The sequence below is a fragment of the Marinifilum sp. genome (genome assembly GCF_965230805.1).
Classification (GTDB): domain Bacteria; phylum Bacteroidota; class Bacteroidia; order Bacteroidales; family Marinifilaceae; genus Marinifilum.
Genome location: NZ_OZ246019.1, coordinates 4,153,955 through 4,169,502, shown reverse-complemented (window position 1 = coordinate 4,169,502; position 15,548 = coordinate 4,153,955). Strand labels below are relative to the sequence as shown.

The following is a 15,548-nucleotide window of genomic DNA, read 5'->3' as shown; positions in this document are numbered from 1 at the left end:
ATTTTTCAAAAAAACCAACATTACCATTTAATTCGGTAATTGTTGGTTTTTTTTTGTGCACAATAATAAACAAGCATTTTATATACACTTTTAATTTTTAATCAATGGATAACAAAAGTTTAGTATCGATCGACGACTACACAAAAGAAGAAATCCTGGAAGTATTGGGAAGAGCTGCTGAATTCGAAAAAAATCCTAACTGCAACTTGTTAGAAGGTAAAGTTGTAGCTTCATTATTTTTCGAACCATCAACCCGTACTCGCCTGAGTTTCGAAACTGCGATCAGCAGAATGGGTGGTAAAATAGTAGGATTTACCGATTCTTCTTCTTCGAGTGTTACCAAAGGTGAAACTTTGAAAGATACAACCAAAATGGTGAGCAATTATTGTGATCTGGTTGTAATGCGGCACCCAATCGAAGGTTCAGCACGCTATGCTTCGGAAGTATCAGATGTTCCTGTAATTAATGCAGGAGACGGAGCAAATCAGCACCCTACTCAAACCATGCTTGACCTATACTCTATCTACAAAACACAAGGAACACTTGAAAACTTGAACATTTTTATGGTAGGAGATTTAAAGTACGGCCGTACGGTTCACTCTCTGCTTATGGCTATGTCGCACTTCAACCCTACCTTCCACTTTATTGCTCCGAAAGAATTAGAGATTCCGTTGGCATACAAAATTTTCATGGACAATAACAAAATCAACTATCAAGAACATACCGAATTCAACGATATCATTAATGAAGCTGACATTTTGTACATGACCCGTGTTCAACGAGAGAGATTTGCGGATCCCCTGGAGTACGAAAAAGTGAAGAATGTGTACATTTTAAAGAATGATATGCTTATGGATACCAGAGATAATCTGAGAATTCTTCATCCACTGCCGAGAGTAAACGAAATTGCTGTTGACGTAGATAGCAATCCAAAAGCTTACTACTTTGAACAAGCGCTTAATGGTGTTTATGCCCGTCAAGCAATTATTGCTAAAGCACTTGATCTTTAATCTCATGTTTCACGAATAAAAAGAATATCTAAATATGAACGTAAAAAAAGAATTACAAGTAAGTGCCATCGAAAATGGAACTGTAATTGACCACATTCCAGCTGAGTATTTATTCCAGGTAATCAACATCTTAGGACTAGACACTTGTAAAAACTCTGTTACTTTTGGTAACAACCTGGGTAGTGACAAATTGGGTAAAAAAGCAATTATCAAAGTAGCTGATATCTTTTTTGAAGATGATGAAATCAATAAAATTTCATTGATTGCTCCACATGCAAAACTAAACATCATTAAAGACTACCAGGTAGTTGAGAAAAAAATTGTTGAATCGCCGGATAAAGTAATAGGAATTGCAAAATGTATGAATCCAAAATGTATCACCAATGTTGAATCGGTAACTACAAGATTCAAGGTAGTCGAAAAAGCACCAATTACATTAAAGTGTCATTATTGCGAAAAAATTACTGATCACAAACATATTGAAATCATTTAATTACACTGTTCTTTTCTTGTTTGGTAAAAAAGCCCTTAGTGGCTTTTTTTATTTTTCTACCTTTAGAGCAAATCTATAATTTGAAGATGACAGAAAGAATTGAGGAATTTAGAGCATTGGTTTCATCTGCAATTAAGAGTGGACAAAATGGCAAAATAAAAGCATGTAAATCCACGCTGCGAGAAATTTACGCAGAAATAAAGAGTGATCCTTTTCTTCTTTGGGATGACACTTATGTTTCTCAAGTTGGAAAGGCGATTATTATGATGATCCATTGGGATTTGATTGAAGATGAAGATGAAAATATTGGATTGGCTCACCTAGCCTATCTTTTTATTAGCAAAGCAATTGAAAAAGAAGAAAGCCTGAAACCTGAGAGCGATAAATGCGAACTTTTCCGTTTAAGAAAAGATAGGATCATTATAATGAAAAGCTTCGATGATTTCTTTGTAGAAAGTTTACAAAATTTCTATTTTGCAGATCATAAAGCAAGTGATTTGGATACCTACAACGAGCAAAGAAAAGCTGTATTGAGCAGACTGCCATTCATGCAATTCTCGGATATTTATTTAATTGAACAGGATTACCCTAACCTTCGTGATGATGAGTTTCTGCTGGAATTGGCTAACATGATTGAACATGAGCAAGAATTCACCAATGAAAATTTGAAGGAAGCTTTTCTTCTTCATAAAATACTCTACAAACACACGTATGAACAATTGAAAGAAGGGGAACTCGTTTATTAAAAATTACAAGAGTGGAGTTTAAAAAAGCATGTAACTTAATACCTGAGTTTGATTAATTTTTAAATTCAGATTGTCGTAAAAAGGTGATATACAATACAAATTTCACAGAACTAGCGATACAGGTCGATAAAATATAACGCAGCTTGATACTTAAAGAACTTATGAGCTGAAAATATTAAAACTTGTGATATAACTTTAAGCACTTTAAGTATTATAATACTATCAATTTCCTTCGAATCATGCTTAAAAAAAGACTTTTTTATCTGCAAATCACATTATCATTTACTGTAGTTGATATTTTATTTCTATCTTAATGCTTGAATTGGTTAGGAGCCATATAACAGCTGAATTTGTCCTAATCAACACATGTTCTGACTACATGTAATTATCAGCAAAACACAATAAACAGCAACATTTTATGAGTGCAGAAAAATACGACTTGGTTGTATTGGGAAGTGGTCCTGCGGGCTTCTCTGCAGCAATGCGTGCAATTGATTTTGGCAAATCGGTTTGCCTTATCGAAGCACAACATCTTGGTGGAGCCGGAATTATGAATGGGGCTCTAACCTCAAAAGCAATGTGGGAACTTTCAAGAGATTATTCAATTGCTTCATCGGTTATGAGAGGCTACAGGGCTTCGGGCTTGAATGTGGATTACAAGCAGGTTCAAAAAACAATTATACAAGCGGCTAAACAAAAGCAATTGCAAATGCTTTCGCAGATTGAGACCTATGCAAAGCCACATGAGAAATATGGAAATATTACACTAAAACATGGCTGGGGCAGCTTCGTTGACTCTCACACCGTTGAGATCAAATCAGAGAACAATACCGAACGAATCCATGGTGATAACTTTATCATAGCAACAGGATCTAGACCTCGCCCAATGCCTGATTTAGAAATGGATCAAGAAAGAATTATCGATTCTGAAGGCATCATAAACCTAAAAGAGTTTCCTGAAAGAATGATCATTATTGGTTCGGGTATTATTGGTTGTGAGTTTGCAACCATATTCTCAAACTACAATCAAACCGAGGTACACTTGCTGGATCGTCAGCATAAGGTAATTCCATATGAAGATGATGATTTAAGTGGATTTGTTTCCAGAAACCTTGAGAGTAACGGTGTAATCATTCATCATACCGCTAATTTACGATGCATAAGAAAACACCCTGATTTTTTGGAAGTTGTGCTAGATTATCAAGGTGGGCATTCGAAAGTTATAGAAGTTGATGTAGCTTTAGTAGCCATTGGTAGGATTCCAAACCTCGATAATATCGGTCTGGAAAATGTTGGAATTGAAACAACTGATCGTGGTTATCTTAATATTAACGAAGTATGCGCTACCGACGATTTTAAAGCTTGTAACATTTTTGCTGCTGGCGATGTTTCGGGACATGCACAGCTGTATTCGGTAGGAGAATTGCAAGGCAGATATATTGTTGAGGCTTTATATGGTAATTTGGAATATCCACTGGATTATTCGAACATGTCAACTTTAATGTTCTTTAAACCGGAAGTTGCAGCTGTTGGGCTAAACGAGAAAGCTTGCCAAAAAAAGGGTATCCCTTACAAGGTGGCAACCTATTCTAATGCATTGGTAAATCGAGCTGTTGCCATGCGCGCCATTGATGGTTTTATCAAAATTATCGTGAGCGATGATGGGAAAGACCGAATTTTAGGGATGAGAGCAGCTGGCCCTCAAGCTTCAACACTAATTACCTCCATTGCATATCAAATAATGCAGAAGGGAACACTAAAAGATATCCGACAAAATGTTCATCCACATCCAAGTATTAGTGAAGGGGTGCAAGAATGTTTAAGAGTATTCGAAGAAAAATCGATATACAAACCAAAAGCCTTTCCTGATTTAATAAAGCTGAAAAGCTGGAAGCCAGAGAAAGTTGAAGAAGTTGAATAGTAATAATAAACACACCCCAAAAACCATTTGATTTTTGGGGTATTTGTATTTATTCTATCAGTATTAAAACTGGTATAACTTAAGCATCATTTGTCAATTTTATTCATATTTCGATAACCTGCATTGTCTTTATACCAATCTGGATACAATTCTCCTCCACTCTCTGCCCACTTGGCAAAATGATTATAGCCTTCGAGTATCTCCACTTTCTCTTTTGTATATTTAAACTCGTGAGCAATGGCAATGGCCCAAGGTAAGCCTTTTGGAGATTTATAATTTCCATCTGAATCTAAATTGGTTGCACTTTGATTAGAGTTTATCTCTCCTAAGGATGTTCGAATATGATTTGGCAAATGAATTTCCTTTTCTCTACTTCCATTCACGATAAGGAAAGGATTAAAAGGACTGGTTCCTATTTCTTCTAAATCCATCGGCTCGGCAAACCGTATCATGAGTGTTAACTCATTATAATCAGGATCGGGTTCGGATGTTTCATTTCTATAATTCTGCGACTGATCAAATACAATTACAACCGCTTTTTCCTGATTTGCCTCCAAACCATTGGGCTGCACATTAATGAAATCGGATCGGATATCATTACCTGTAACACTTTCAATCTGATTTGGCAATAAATGATCGAACTGGATACCAAAACCATTATTGTATGTAGCACCCTCAACATGTTTTATCCAGAATTTAGCTTCCATTCTCACTGCTTTGTTATCCAGATTAATCATCATGGTATGCCTGTAATTCACTACCAAATCATTAAAATCATAGTCTCCTTTAAATGGCCACAAATCTTCAAATGCAATACTTCCCCATCCATATTTGGTTGGTGTAACCGTTTTCAAACAAACCTCCGGGTCGTTTGGAAATTCATCAATATTATCAGGACAACCATCATTATCAGAATCCCCAACATTCTCGTATTCCAATGGCGTTTTTGTAAGATCGTTAATTCCCAATTCGTTATCTGGATCACGGGTTTCATATCCTCCGGTTTGCGTATCCATTACATACAAACTTGAGGGTGTAAAATTATCCGCAACCCAAATATCTGGTGTAAGTTTGGTATCGATACATAAAGAAGTAGGGGTATAGGGCAAATTATCGGCACTTTTTCGAACCGCGTTCACTTCGTTCGTTCCCTCATTAAAAGTTAATGCATATAAGCCACCAAAAGTAGACATGTACCAGCTTCCATCCTTTCCTTTGGCAATGTCTCCTCCACTTGTATTGTTTAATCCATCATCAATATTAAATGTCTCCAACACACTCCCATCGCCCGGATTCAACTTATAAATGTAATTTTTGTTCGAGAAATAAAGGAATCCTTCATCATTGGCATATTCCAAACGTGGTCCTCCAAAACCCAAATCGCTGTTGATAATAGTAGGTTCAGACACAGAGTAATCATTCTCAACATCCACATCGTAACGATACAATTTGTAGGGTTTACCTCGCCCAATGGTATAGAACTGATGATTCTGAAAGTCCATCGCCACAGTCCAAGTTCCTTCAGCCAAATCTTGTTTACGAACTGTCGTCATGTCTTCAGGATTTACCGTAAAAAGTTGTCCGCTACCATTCACGCACCAAAGAATATCGCTTGCCAAAGCAGCATTTTTGGTTGAGATATTTGGCTTTGCCATGCTTTTTAAATCACTTCCATCAAAAGTTAAACTTAAAGGACGCTCTTGGCTAATTTCATTTGAGTAAGCACTGGTAAATGCACCTTTGTAATATTTCTTCAGCAGTAATTTCTTAACATTGGTTGGAACCGATAAGGAAACATTTGCTTTGCCTCCCATAATACGAATCACTCCTAACTCAATGGTGTTATAATGATCGGCAACAGGCACTTCATCGCTAACTGTATTTCCCTCATCATCGATGTATTCAATTTCTTGCCATTCAATTGCATCCTCATATGAATAGATGTAATAATAGGCTCCATTGTCCGGATCGTTTATCTGAAGCTTTATCTCACCGGTGGTTTGAAAATCAAATTCACTGGAAATATCTAATTTTCCCATTAAAGAGTTATCTGGTTCAGGATCGGGTTGAGGCTCCTTAGGTGTATTAGAATCGGTACATGCCGATAAGCCTAAAATCATCGCAAGCAATAAAATGCTCCAAGTAAATTTTTTCATAGCAATTATTTTATAGTCAATTTAATACCTTAACATCAAACTTACGAAATTAATCACATTTGTATGAACAAAATGTTCATATTATAGAAATATAATTGATAGAAAGCTGCGCATTGTGCTTGTGTACTGATTTTCGTAACTTAAGTATCTCAACAATAAAGTAAATCAGATGAATTACCTGGAAATAATAAAGTTGATAACCAGTGGTGAATGGCAAAATATTGAATCGCAAGAAGTATGTTCTTTCTATTGGACGGAGAGTGATCAATCCATTAATATGAAATACGTTTCGGGGAAGCATGCTGGTAAAACCAATTCCCACAAATTTGTGAAGCTATACCTCACAAAAGAAGAACAAAAGAATTGCAATACCTTAAAATTCCAAAGCAATTTATTTACAAGTGAGTTTAATTTAGAATCTGCAAACAGTCACTTATTGGTTGCCTCAAAAGTATTTGGTAATATGGAGTTAGAAAGACTATGCTAAAAGCAATAATTTTCTTGCAGAGACTAGTTATAACAGTATTAATGAGCTCTTATTCTGCAATTAATTTTAGATTCAATCGGATATAGGTCTCGGCAAACTTCATTAAGCTTCACACACTATTTGTTATTCATCCTATGCTTTTTGCATAAATCAATCATTTTATCCTGCATCATTTTGTTCTCCGGGTCATCAGCAAGAAGTATTTCCAGATGATCCTTAGCTTTAAGATATTCACCCATGCTTTCCAGGGACAATACATTTCTATATTTTAATCGATCATCCTTTGCCAGCTCACCAAATTTAACGGCATAATCGGCTGCCTTTGCATATAAACTATCCCTGCTTAACTGTTCCCAAACTCTATTTAATTGCTCGCTATCCGTATAATAATTTTCCGACTCCTCTCCTTCGGTAATTTTTTGGAAAGTTGCCACAGCAGCATTCAAAGATCTCTCCTTAACATCCGCATACAACAGATCAGATAAAAACTTTTTTGGGGCATCAACCTTTAGCACTTTAAATTGATCGTAAATTAAAGTAGAATGCGGAGGAATAATGTCGCCGGCACCCTTGGCACCATATGCCAATGAATCCGGAAGAATAGCAACTACCTCATCGCCTTCACGCAATAGCATGCTCACTTCGGTAAATCCTTTAATCAGGCGCGAATAATCTGCAAGATAAGTAAATAAGGAATCAGGTAATTTGTTGGTATTCCATACGACCTGATCTTTAACCTTCAAGCTTAGATATGCACCAACTTTACAGCCGGTTTCAATTTTACGTCCATCACCTTTTTTAAGGTAAATGTACTTTAAACCACTGGCTGTTTGAATAGTATCGCCCAAGGCGATTTCTTGTTTGGTAGACTTTGGATTGCATGCGCTCAACAGCACAAGAGCCAAGATTAAAATGGGATAAACTGATTTCATCTGCTTATAATTTTTTCACCTGGTTACAATTTTCGTAGATGTAGTATTTATTTAATTTCAATCAAGAGCCGAAATATAAACATCTTTTTCTTCGGAACAAATTATACCCTTTTTATTAAAAAATGTGTTTTGCACAAAATCAAGATTATTTTGGAGAATAAAAAAAAAGCAATACTTTTACTTTGAATTTCAAAGTACTTTTTATGAATCAACAGAAATACATTGAAGATTTAAGTGAGATTAAGGAGATGATGAACAAATCGTCCAAGTTTATTTCATTGAGTGGCTTATCGGGCATTTCGGCAGGATTAATTGCACTGATCGGTGCCTATTTTGCATGGATAATTGTTTATTCAAAAACGGGATATCAAAATTTCGACAGGACTTTAATGAGTTTTGACCAATTGATCCTCTTACTTGGAATTGGATTCTTAACTCTTATTATGGCTGTTGGCTTCGGAATTTTCTTTACTCGCTTAAAGGTAAAACGCACCAAACAAAATATCTGGGATTCGCAGACCAAAAGATTATTAATAAATCTATTTATTCCCCTGCTTTCCGGAGGAATGTTCTGTTTGCTGATTTTAATAAAAGGATATGTTGGTTTAATTGCACCTCTTACACTTCTGTTTTATGGATTGGCCTTGGTGAATGCCAGTAAATATACATTAACCGAAGTACGCAGCTTGGGGATTCTGGAAATTGTTTTAGGATTGATAGCCACCTATTTTATTGGATATGGTCTTATTTTCTGGTGCATTGGATTTGGAGTTCTTCATATTGTTTACGGTATTATAATGGAAGTAAAGTACAAGTCGTGAAAGATATTTTAAAAGATTTAAATAAAGCTTTTGAGAACCGAATTCGACTTGGTGTAATGTCAGCTTTGGTGGTGAACGACTATCTGGATTTTAACTCTTTAAAAAATCTATTAGGCGTTACCGATGGCAACCTGGCAAGTCACCTTAAATCTTTGGAAAAAAATGAGTACATAAGAGTTCAGAAAGAGTTTTTAGATCGCAAACCAAATACAAAATACAGCGCAACAAACGAAGGAAAGGCCGCATTTTTAAAACACATTAAAGCCATAGAGCAATTATTAAAATAATTTTTTTCTCATCCCACTTTGATTTTCAAAGTACTTTTAAAAGATAGAAACATGAACAAAGAACAAAGCCCATTCGAAAAATTTAGCAATTGGTTAAAACAATCGGTAGGACTAAAACTTACAACCATTACGGTTCTAATGCTTTTACTATTAATCCCTTCGAGCATGATTAAATCAATCATTTCGGAGCGAAAAAATTTAAATCGATCTGTACTGCAAGAAGTAAGTTCGAAATGGGCAAACGAACAACAAATTAACGGCCCTGTTCTTACCATTCCCCTTCTTTACGAATATCATGATAAAGAGAATGAAACGGTTCAGCAAATTAAAAATCTTTACATACTTCCCGAGACCTTAAAGATTAACGGAGATGTTGAACCTAAAACATTAAAGCGTGGCATTTACGAGGTAGTTGTATATCGCAGTAATCTAAAAGTATCTGGTAAGTTTGATTTAAATGCAAAGATTGATAAAAGCGGACTCAAAGAAATTCAATTCGACAAGGCGTTTGTAAGCATAGGCATTTCCGACCTAAGAGGTATAGAAGAGCTAATTGAGTTGAATTGGGGCAAAGAAAAACTAAGGGTACAAGCTGGCTCTCGTTTGCCGGAAATGATGAGATCTGGTGTAAGTATTGATATTCCAAATCTTGCAGAAGATTATACCCAAGAGCTTAATTTTTCATTTGATTTAAATCTTCAAGGAAGTCAAAACCTTTCCTTTATTCCTGTTGGTGGCACAAGCGAAGTACAGCTAAAATCACCTTGGCCATCGCCTAGCTTTAATGGCAATTTTATACCCAAAACCAGAGAAGTGAGCGATGAAGGTTTTACCGCAAACTGGAAAGCGCTCCTTCTTAATCGAAACTATCCTCAATCATGGGTAAATCGAAATATGGGCAAAAGAATGCAGGAGTCAAGTTTTGGTGTTGATTTAATAATGCCTTTGGACGACTATCAAAAGGCAACTCGTTCGTCGAAGTATGCGGTTATGACCATCGCACTTATTTTCCTGGTGTTTTTCCTGGTTGAGATACTAAATGGTAAAAAAATTCATCCTTTCCAATATACATTGGTAGGATTGACGCTTTGCTTGTTCTATGTATTGCTCATTTCAATATCAGAACACACCAATTTTAATATTGCCTATTTAATATCGGCTAGTGTAAGTTGCTTATTAATTTCTCTTTACTCAACAAGTGTATTTAAATCGTTCAAATTTACAGGAATACTCACTTCAACAATACTGGGCATTTACACCTTTTTATTTGTTACCCTACAGTTGGCTGATTATGCTTTACTAATGGGAAGCATTGGTTTAACATTAATTCTTGCTATTACCATGTACTTTACCAGAAATATCAATTGGTATAAACTGCAAGTGAGAGCTGAATAACTTTTAAATCCAATTGAAGTATGAGAAAAGAATGCAAATTTTCCATTAAAGCCAGGCTCAAAAGTTTAAGGCATGCTATCTCAGGTTTGAAAACTGTAGTTAAAGAAGAAGACAATGCTAAAATTCACCTGGGTATTGGCATTATCATTTATATTTTAAGCACTATCCTTAAACTTAGGAAGTTGGAAATGCTTGCCATTCTTTTCTCGATTGGATTTGTTGTTGTTGCTGAACTATTTAACGTGAGTTCGAGGTAAAATTCGTTCACAGTTTGATCTGATTTTAGTAGAAATTTTATCAGATTTTCGAAGGAATATCGGGATATTTTAAGAAGATTTGAGCAAATTTATGCCGAAAGCAGGCTAACACATAATGGAAAGTTCTCTTTACGACATCTTCACATTAAAAATTCCTCAAAATAGCCCGCTATTCTTTCCAAATTTTTAATGCAAATCTATCACAAAGATAACTTTCTGTGGATAGAATTTTACGGCGAACTCACGTTATTTAATACTGCTATCGAAAATATTTGTGATTTTATTCATCCTGATTATCATGATAAAATCAAGAAGATAAAAGACATATCAGCGGCAGCGGTATTAATTGGTGCAATAACTGCATTACTTGTAGGATTACTTATTTTTTTACCTAAATTGACAAACTTATAAACCGATACCAAAGGTTATGAACTTCTACGAAAGCATATCAAAATACTACCAATACATATTTCCTTTGAATAACATGCAGGTTGATTTTATTGAAAAGAGTCATCAGCAAGCTAAAGATCAACTTTCCGTATTGGATATTGGATGTGCCATTGGTGATTTATCATTAAAGCTAGCTGAATCGTGCCAAAAGGTAATTGGTATTGATTTGGATAAAGGAATGATTGACCAGGCAATTGCAAAAGGAAAGAAATTCAAAAATCTTGATTTCCATTTGCAAAATATGCTAGAGTTGGAATCTGCTTTCGGCGCAAACTCATTTGATATTATTGCCTGTTTTGGCAACACCTTGGTGCATTTGAATTCTTATGAAGAGGTTTTGCAATTCTTTCGAAATGCAAAATCGGTTTTAAAGAAAGATGGGAAATTGCTTTTTCAGATCATCAATTACGACAGAATTATTGATCAGAATATCGACCACCTCCCTACCATCGAAAATGGAATCATAAAGTTTGAACGCAAGTATAAGTACCATTCTTCACTGGGGAAAGTTGATTTTGAAACTACCTTAAGCATTAAAGAAAGCAATCAATGCATTCAAAACTGCATTGCATTATTGGCATTAAGAAAATCAAAAATTGAAAAACTGCTGCGAAAAGAAGGATTTACAAACATTTCGTTTTTCGGAAACTTTAAACGCGAAAATCATATAGAAAACAGCCTACCTTTAATTGTTGAGGCAAGCTAATATCAGTATCGCCATAAAATTAATAAGTTTGCAACGAAACAGTAGGCTAAATTACAGCATAAAAAAACCATTTACCGAACAGTAAATGGTTTTCGCTATATTCTCATTATACTTTTAGAATCCTAATCCAAATCTTCCCCAGTATTCGTTTTCCAATTCTTTCCAACGCAGCATTGTGGCTCCTGTAAAATCTTTTGTGAATTTATTTAGAAGTATGCTTGCTTCTTTTTTCTTGCCCTCTTCTAAAAGCTTTTTGATTTTAGCTTCGTAATATTCAGCCTCATCAAATCCTTTGTTTTCAAAGTAAGCAACTTCTTCCATCATGCCCTTTTTGGTTTTTTGCCATTGCAAAGTAGCCAACTTATTTGCTTTACGGTATTGCCAAATTGCTGCATCATTGCGATAACGCTTCTGACCGCAATAGTTAAAACTTTCAGGCAATACAGTAGTTCCGGAATAAATTGGGATACGCGGACTTTGAGCAGGATTATCGAAAGAGAACCAAGCTCGGCCACCAATTTCATTGGGCAACCACTCTCTTAACTGGATGATGTGAGAGTAGGAACACCAGGCAACAGCAACCGTTCTCTGATACTCAATGGTACCCTCTTTTAGGTAGTTGCGTAAGTTTCTGTGATCACGTGTTGGCCAAGGATGAGCATTTGGAGCCGTTAAAGTATCAGCACCAATTACCTCTTTTTCCTCGTTGTACTTTTTCTTTACCACTTTTAGGTTCTGAGTCATGTCGTACTTTGTTCCTTCGTAAGTTTCGCGGTACAAGGCAATTACATCGCGAACCGAAACTTTTTTATCCGGTTTAACCGAGAATGGCAATTCGTCGGCTTCAAAATCTAATTTTAATGATGGAGCCAATGCATTAAGGATAAAAAACTCGCGAATTTTGAATGGCTTATCCACCTTACCATAGGCTTTCCAGAATTTAAATTCTTCTTTACCATCCCATCTTTTCAAATCCTTCGCTACCGAGAAAACATTATCAGAATATAGGAAGTAGTCTTTGTTCTTTTTATCGATAACACCGATTCTTGAAATATTTGCTGATACACCTACATGATTGTCAGGAATACGCTGAGCTGCCCATACTCCACCAATATTATCGGGACCTTCGCCAAAAATCTCCATTTGCCAAACTTCCTTTTTATCGGCAATGGTTATGCACTCACCCCAATCGCCATAACCATATTCTTTAATCAATTTGCCGATTAATTTAATGGCATCGCGAGCAGTTGTGCAGCGCTGTAAAGCAACACGCTCCAATTCTTCAATCAGGAACATTCCCTTTTCGTTAACCAACTCTTTAGGCCCAACGATGGTAGTTTCGCCAATGGCCAACTGTTTTTCGTTTAAGCACGGATAAGCGGTATTTAAATATGCATAGGTTTCTTTAGCTTGAGGAATTGTTCCTGCAACATTCATTTTTCTTCTGTCCCAAGCCGTTTCGGTTTTAAGGCTTCCTTTATACACTTTTGTTGTAGTATCTTTCTTGAACTTTTGGCCTGGTTCAACTTGCAACCATGTTCTGTATTTTCCGTCGCAAGTATGACTTGTAATCACCGATCCATCAGTCGACGCTTTTTTCCCTACCATAATACTGGTACAGCTTTCGCCAAAGAAAGGATCGTTTATTTGTTCTAAAACTCCTTGTGCCAATAAGTTTGCAGAAGCCATTAAGCTTACTGCAAAAAATACCATCAGTAATTTTTTCATTCGATTATTTAATTTGTGTGTTGTCTGTTTTAAATTGCGCCTTAAAAATAATTTATTCTTTCACATTTTTATGATTTTCGTAACTATTTAAAAACACTTAACCAGCAAAGAGGGTACTTCAGGATATCTTATTTAAACATTTCTTGCAAAGATATGATTCTATGGAACTTCGTTTCGTAATGCAACACGGGGGATTTTTCTTTGCAAGCAATTAGAATATTTTTTAGCGAAGCCCAGGAAAGGATTCGTATGACAGCAGGGGCAAAAGTTTTATAAACATCCCACTTTTAAACTTCTTTAACATTTCTTAAAACCATTTTGCACTCGTACAGCCTACATTTGTAATGTACAAAACAGAGAAGTTTTTTCATAGATTAGATTTAGGTTAGTAAAAAGTGGTTAGAGAAAATCCCGGACTTTGGTAGGTTCGGGATTTTTCTTTGCAAGCAATTAGAATGTTTTTTAGCGAAGCCCAGGAAAGGATTCGTATGACAGCAGGGGCAAAAGAGTTATAAACATCCCACTTTTAAACTTCTTTAACATTTCTTAAAACCATTTTGCACTCGTACAGCCTACATTTGTAATGTACAAAACAGAGAAGTTTTTTTCATGGATTAGATTTAGGTTAGTAAAAAGTGGTTAGAGAAAATCCCGGACTTTGGTAGGTTCGGGATTTTTCTTTACAAGCAATTAGAATGTTTTTTAGCGAAGCCCAGGAAAGGATTCGTATGACAGCAGGGGCAAAAGAGTTATAAACATCCCACTTTTAAACTTCTGTAATATTTCTTACAATCTTTTTACAAATTTCTGAATTCCCATTCATTGTGAATTTTATTCTTAAATGCAAAATAAATTTACAACAGTACCATTGTATTCATATCTATTCCATCAAAACAAAAGCCTCCACCAAGTGAAAGCTTTTGTCCTTCTATACAATTGTTTAAATCACTTCAGCATCAGCCTCGTTCGAGGTTCGGCGGCGCCTCACTTTTTCGTTGTTGTTTGTAATCAGTTCGGCAATGGTTTGGGCAATGACTTTGTAGCTATCCGGCTGTGTCTTTGCCATGGTGTTTAGGTAGCCCACCAGGTTGTCGTTCAATTTTTTAATGGCCGCTCTTTTAATTTTGCTGGCTGTTGCCAAATCTTTTTTGGCTCCATCGCTTTCGGCCTTTTCCAATGCTACCTTCAGAAAATCGTTTTGAGCAACAGTAAGGGCAGCAACAAGATCGGCTACACCTTGCAACTTGGCAATGGCTGCTACAATATCAGCCTTATTTAAATCGTTAAGTAAAGATTTTAATTCAGCTGATTCTTCTGAATGATCCTCATTCTGAATTGACAAACCATAATGATCTAATACATTATAAACTACCAGAGCGGCTTCTTTTTGCTCCTCAATCGGCAGGTAGGTGTATCCCTCAACCAATTTAAATAAGGATCGGATTGCCATATCGCGAACATGGTCTTTTTCTGACATTTGCGAAAACTGCTGCAATCGCTTAAGGGCCACAGTTAGCGAAGTATCATGCTGCACTATTGTTGTAATCTCGGAGCTCAAGTAAGCATCAGAACTCCAGTCTTTCTTTGCAAAAGCTTCTACAATTAGGGTTAATAATGCACTAATATCGCCGTTGCGACTACTTGTTGATACCTTTTTAATCAAAGTCATTTGTTTAAATTTTAAATTAATAACTGTAAACTAATTTCCTGCTTTTGTAAAACTGGCATTAGAAATTGTCATTTTTTGCTTTGCCTAAACAGGCATTAGAAAATGTCATTTTTTGCTTTGCCTAAACAGGCACGAGGCAAAAAATCATTTTTGGGCTTTGCCTAAACTGGCACGAGGCAAAAAATCATTTTTTTGGGCTTTGCCTAAACTGGCATGACACGAAAAATCATTTTTTTGGGCTTTGCCTAAACAGGCATGACACAAAAAATCATTTTTTGAGCTTTGCCTAAACTGGCATGGTGTAAAAAGTAATTTTCTGGCTTTGCCTAAATTGGCATTACAATAAATTACTCTTTTTTAATGCCGATTTCCAGATTTATTTATTCAAAAGCCTAACAAATTTATATTATTATTTTTAACAAACAAAGAAACAATAACATTTCTTTACATACAGATAAACAACCATACTTACGATCAGTTTTGAGGAGAT

At 35.8% G+C, this 15,548-nt stretch carries 15 protein-coding genes; 11 read left to right on the top strand and 4 right to left on the bottom strand.

Annotated elements, in window-relative coordinates; translation table 11 throughout:
* Positions 1–104: 104 nt before the first annotated feature.
* The 4 genes from pyrB (at position 105) to ACO05S_RS16190 (ending at position 4,170) form a co-directional block, all read left to right on the top strand.
* A complete protein-coding gene (gene pyrB, locus ACO05S_RS16205; RefSeq protein WP_421919058.1) occupies positions 105–1,010 on the top strand; it encodes an aspartate carbamoyltransferase in 906 nt (301 codons plus the stop codon).
* 34 nt (positions 1,011–1,044) lie between these two features.
* Positions 1,045–1,503, top strand: coding sequence for an aspartate carbamoyltransferase regulatory subunit (gene pyrI / locus ACO05S_RS16200; RefSeq protein WP_421919057.1), 459 nt, complete (start codon positions 1,045–1,047; stop codon positions 1,501–1,503).
* A gap of 86 nt (positions 1,504–1,589) precedes the next feature.
* Complete coding sequence (locus ACO05S_RS16195) at positions 1,590–2,249, top strand: hypothetical protein (RefSeq protein WP_421919056.1); 660 nt, start codon at positions 1,590–1,592, stop codon at positions 2,247–2,249.
* A 418-nt stretch (positions 2,250–2,667) separates the two neighbouring features.
* Positions 2,668–4,170, top strand: a complete 1,503-nt coding sequence (locus ACO05S_RS16190; RefSeq protein WP_421919055.1) for a dihydrolipoyl dehydrogenase family protein — start codon at positions 2,668–2,670, stop codon at positions 4,168–4,170.
* Positions 4,171–4,256: 86 nt separating this feature from the next.
* Here the strand turns inward: ACO05S_RS16190 and ACO05S_RS16185 are convergent, their stop codons facing one another.
* On the bottom strand, positions 4,257–6,326 hold the full coding sequence (locus ACO05S_RS16185; protein WP_421919054.1) for an LruC domain-containing protein: 2,070 nt from the start codon (positions 6,324–6,326) through the stop codon (positions 4,257–4,259).
* A gap of 169 nt (positions 6,327–6,495) precedes the next feature.
* On the opposite strand from ACO05S_RS16185, the gene ACO05S_RS16180 reads away from it, so the two are divergent.
* Positions 6,496–6,813: a hypothetical protein gene (locus ACO05S_RS16180; RefSeq protein WP_421919053.1), complete on the top strand. Its 318-nt coding sequence runs from the start codon at positions 6,496–6,498 to the stop codon at positions 6,811–6,813.
* A 116-nt stretch (positions 6,814–6,929) separates the two neighbouring features.
* Here ACO05S_RS16180 and ACO05S_RS16175 read toward each other — a convergent pair whose 3' ends face one another.
* Positions 6,930–7,745 carry an FKBP-type peptidyl-prolyl cis-trans isomerase gene (locus tag ACO05S_RS16175; protein WP_421919052.1) on the bottom strand — a complete coding sequence of 272 codons (816 nt, stop codon included), beginning with the start codon at positions 7,743–7,745 and terminating at the stop codon, positions 6,930–6,932.
* 203 nt (positions 7,746–7,948) lie between these two features.
* Here ACO05S_RS16175 and ACO05S_RS16170 point away from each other — a divergent pair, with 203 nt between their 5' ends.
* The 6 genes from ACO05S_RS16170 to ACO05S_RS16145 all read left to right on the top strand — a co-directional run bounded on the left by ACO05S_RS16170 (position 7,949) and on the right by ACO05S_RS16145 (position 11,661).
* Complete coding sequence (locus ACO05S_RS16170) at positions 7,949–8,566, top strand: hypothetical protein (RefSeq protein WP_421919051.1); 618 nt, start codon at positions 7,949–7,951, stop codon at positions 8,564–8,566.
* Complete coding sequence (locus ACO05S_RS16165) at positions 8,563–8,853, top strand: winged helix-turn-helix domain-containing protein (RefSeq protein ID WP_421919050.1); 291 nt, start codon at positions 8,563–8,565, stop codon at positions 8,851–8,853. The genes ACO05S_RS16170 and ACO05S_RS16165 overlap by 4 nt, the downstream gene beginning before the upstream one ends.
* A gap of 51 nt (positions 8,854–8,904) precedes the next feature.
* Entirely contained in the window at positions 8,905–10,248 is a 1,344-nt protein-coding gene (creD, locus tag ACO05S_RS16160; RefSeq protein ID WP_421919049.1) for a cell envelope integrity protein CreD, read from the top strand.
* 20 nt (positions 10,249–10,268) lie between these two features.
* Positions 10,269–10,505 (top strand): diacylglycerol kinase family protein, encoded by a 237-nt coding sequence (locus ACO05S_RS16155; RefSeq protein ID WP_421919048.1) that lies wholly within the window; start codon positions 10,269–10,271, stop codon positions 10,503–10,505.
* A 189-nt stretch (positions 10,506–10,694) separates the two neighbouring features.
* Positions 10,695–10,916 (top strand): diacylglycerol kinase family protein, encoded by a 222-nt coding sequence (locus ACO05S_RS16150; RefSeq protein WP_421919047.1) that lies wholly within the window; start codon positions 10,695–10,697, stop codon positions 10,914–10,916.
* Positions 10,917–10,932: 16 nt separating this feature from the next.
* Entirely contained in the window at positions 10,933–11,661 is a 729-nt protein-coding gene (locus tag ACO05S_RS16145) for a class I SAM-dependent methyltransferase (protein WP_421919046.1), read from the top strand.
* Positions 11,662–11,775: 114 nt separating this feature from the next.
* Here ACO05S_RS16145 and ACO05S_RS16140 read toward each other — a convergent pair whose 3' ends face one another.
* Complete coding sequence (locus tag ACO05S_RS16140) at positions 11,776–13,389, bottom strand: dipeptidase (protein ID WP_421919045.1); 1,614 nt, start codon at positions 13,387–13,389, stop codon at positions 11,776–11,778.
* A gap of 940 nt (positions 13,390–14,329) precedes the next feature.
* Positions 14,330–15,058, bottom strand: coding sequence for a DUF6261 family protein (locus ACO05S_RS16135; RefSeq protein WP_421919044.1), 729 nt, complete (start codon positions 15,056–15,058; stop codon positions 14,330–14,332).
* Positions 15,059–15,548 lie beyond the last annotated feature (490 nt).

What these genes read in the sequence shown, in the direction of transcription:
- ACO05S_RS16150 (WP_421919047.1), top strand. Translation starts at nt 10,695, where the DNA reads ATGCAAATCTATCACAAAGATAACTTTCTGTGGATAGAATTTTACGGC.
- ACO05S_RS16170 (WP_421919051.1), top strand. Translation starts at nt 7,949, where the DNA reads ATGAATCAACAGAAATACATTGAAGATTTAAGTGAGATTAAGGAGATG.
- pyrI (WP_421919057.1), top strand. Translation starts at nt 1,045, where the DNA reads ATGAACGTAAAAAAAGAATTACAAGTAAGTGCCATCGAAAATGGAACT.
- ACO05S_RS16140 (WP_421919045.1), bottom strand. Translation starts at nt 13,389, where the DNA reads ATGAAAAAATTACTGATGGTATTTTTTGCAGTAAGCTTAATGGCTTCT.
- ACO05S_RS16155 (WP_421919048.1), top strand. Translation starts at nt 10,269, where the DNA reads ATGAGAAAAGAATGCAAATTTTCCATTAAAGCCAGGCTCAAAAGTTTA.
- ACO05S_RS16185 (WP_421919054.1), bottom strand. Translation starts at nt 6,326, where the DNA reads ATGAAAAAATTTACTTGGAGCATTTTATTGCTTGCGATGATTTTAGGC.
- creD (WP_421919049.1), top strand. Translation starts at nt 8,905, where the DNA reads ATGAACAAAGAACAAAGCCCATTCGAAAAATTTAGCAATTGGTTAAAA.
- ACO05S_RS16180 (WP_421919053.1), top strand. Translation starts at nt 6,496, where the DNA reads ATGAATTACCTGGAAATAATAAAGTTGATAACCAGTGGTGAATGGCAA.
- ACO05S_RS16195 (WP_421919056.1), top strand. Translation starts at nt 1,590, where the DNA reads ATGACAGAAAGAATTGAGGAATTTAGAGCATTGGTTTCATCTGCAATT.
- pyrB (WP_421919058.1), top strand. Translation starts at nt 105, where the DNA reads ATGGATAACAAAAGTTTAGTATCGATCGACGACTACACAAAAGAAGAA.
- ACO05S_RS16175 (WP_421919052.1), bottom strand. Translation starts at nt 7,745, where the DNA reads ATGAAATCAGTTTATCCCATTTTAATCTTGGCTCTTGTGCTGTTGAGC.
- ACO05S_RS16145 (WP_421919046.1), top strand. Translation starts at nt 10,933, where the DNA reads ATGAACTTCTACGAAAGCATATCAAAATACTACCAATACATATTTCCT.
- ACO05S_RS16190 (WP_421919055.1), top strand. Translation starts at nt 2,668, where the DNA reads ATGAGTGCAGAAAAATACGACTTGGTTGTATTGGGAAGTGGTCCTGCG.
- ACO05S_RS16135 (WP_421919044.1), bottom strand. Translation starts at nt 15,058, where the DNA reads ATGACTTTGATTAAAAAGGTATCAACAAGTAGTCGCAACGGCGATATT.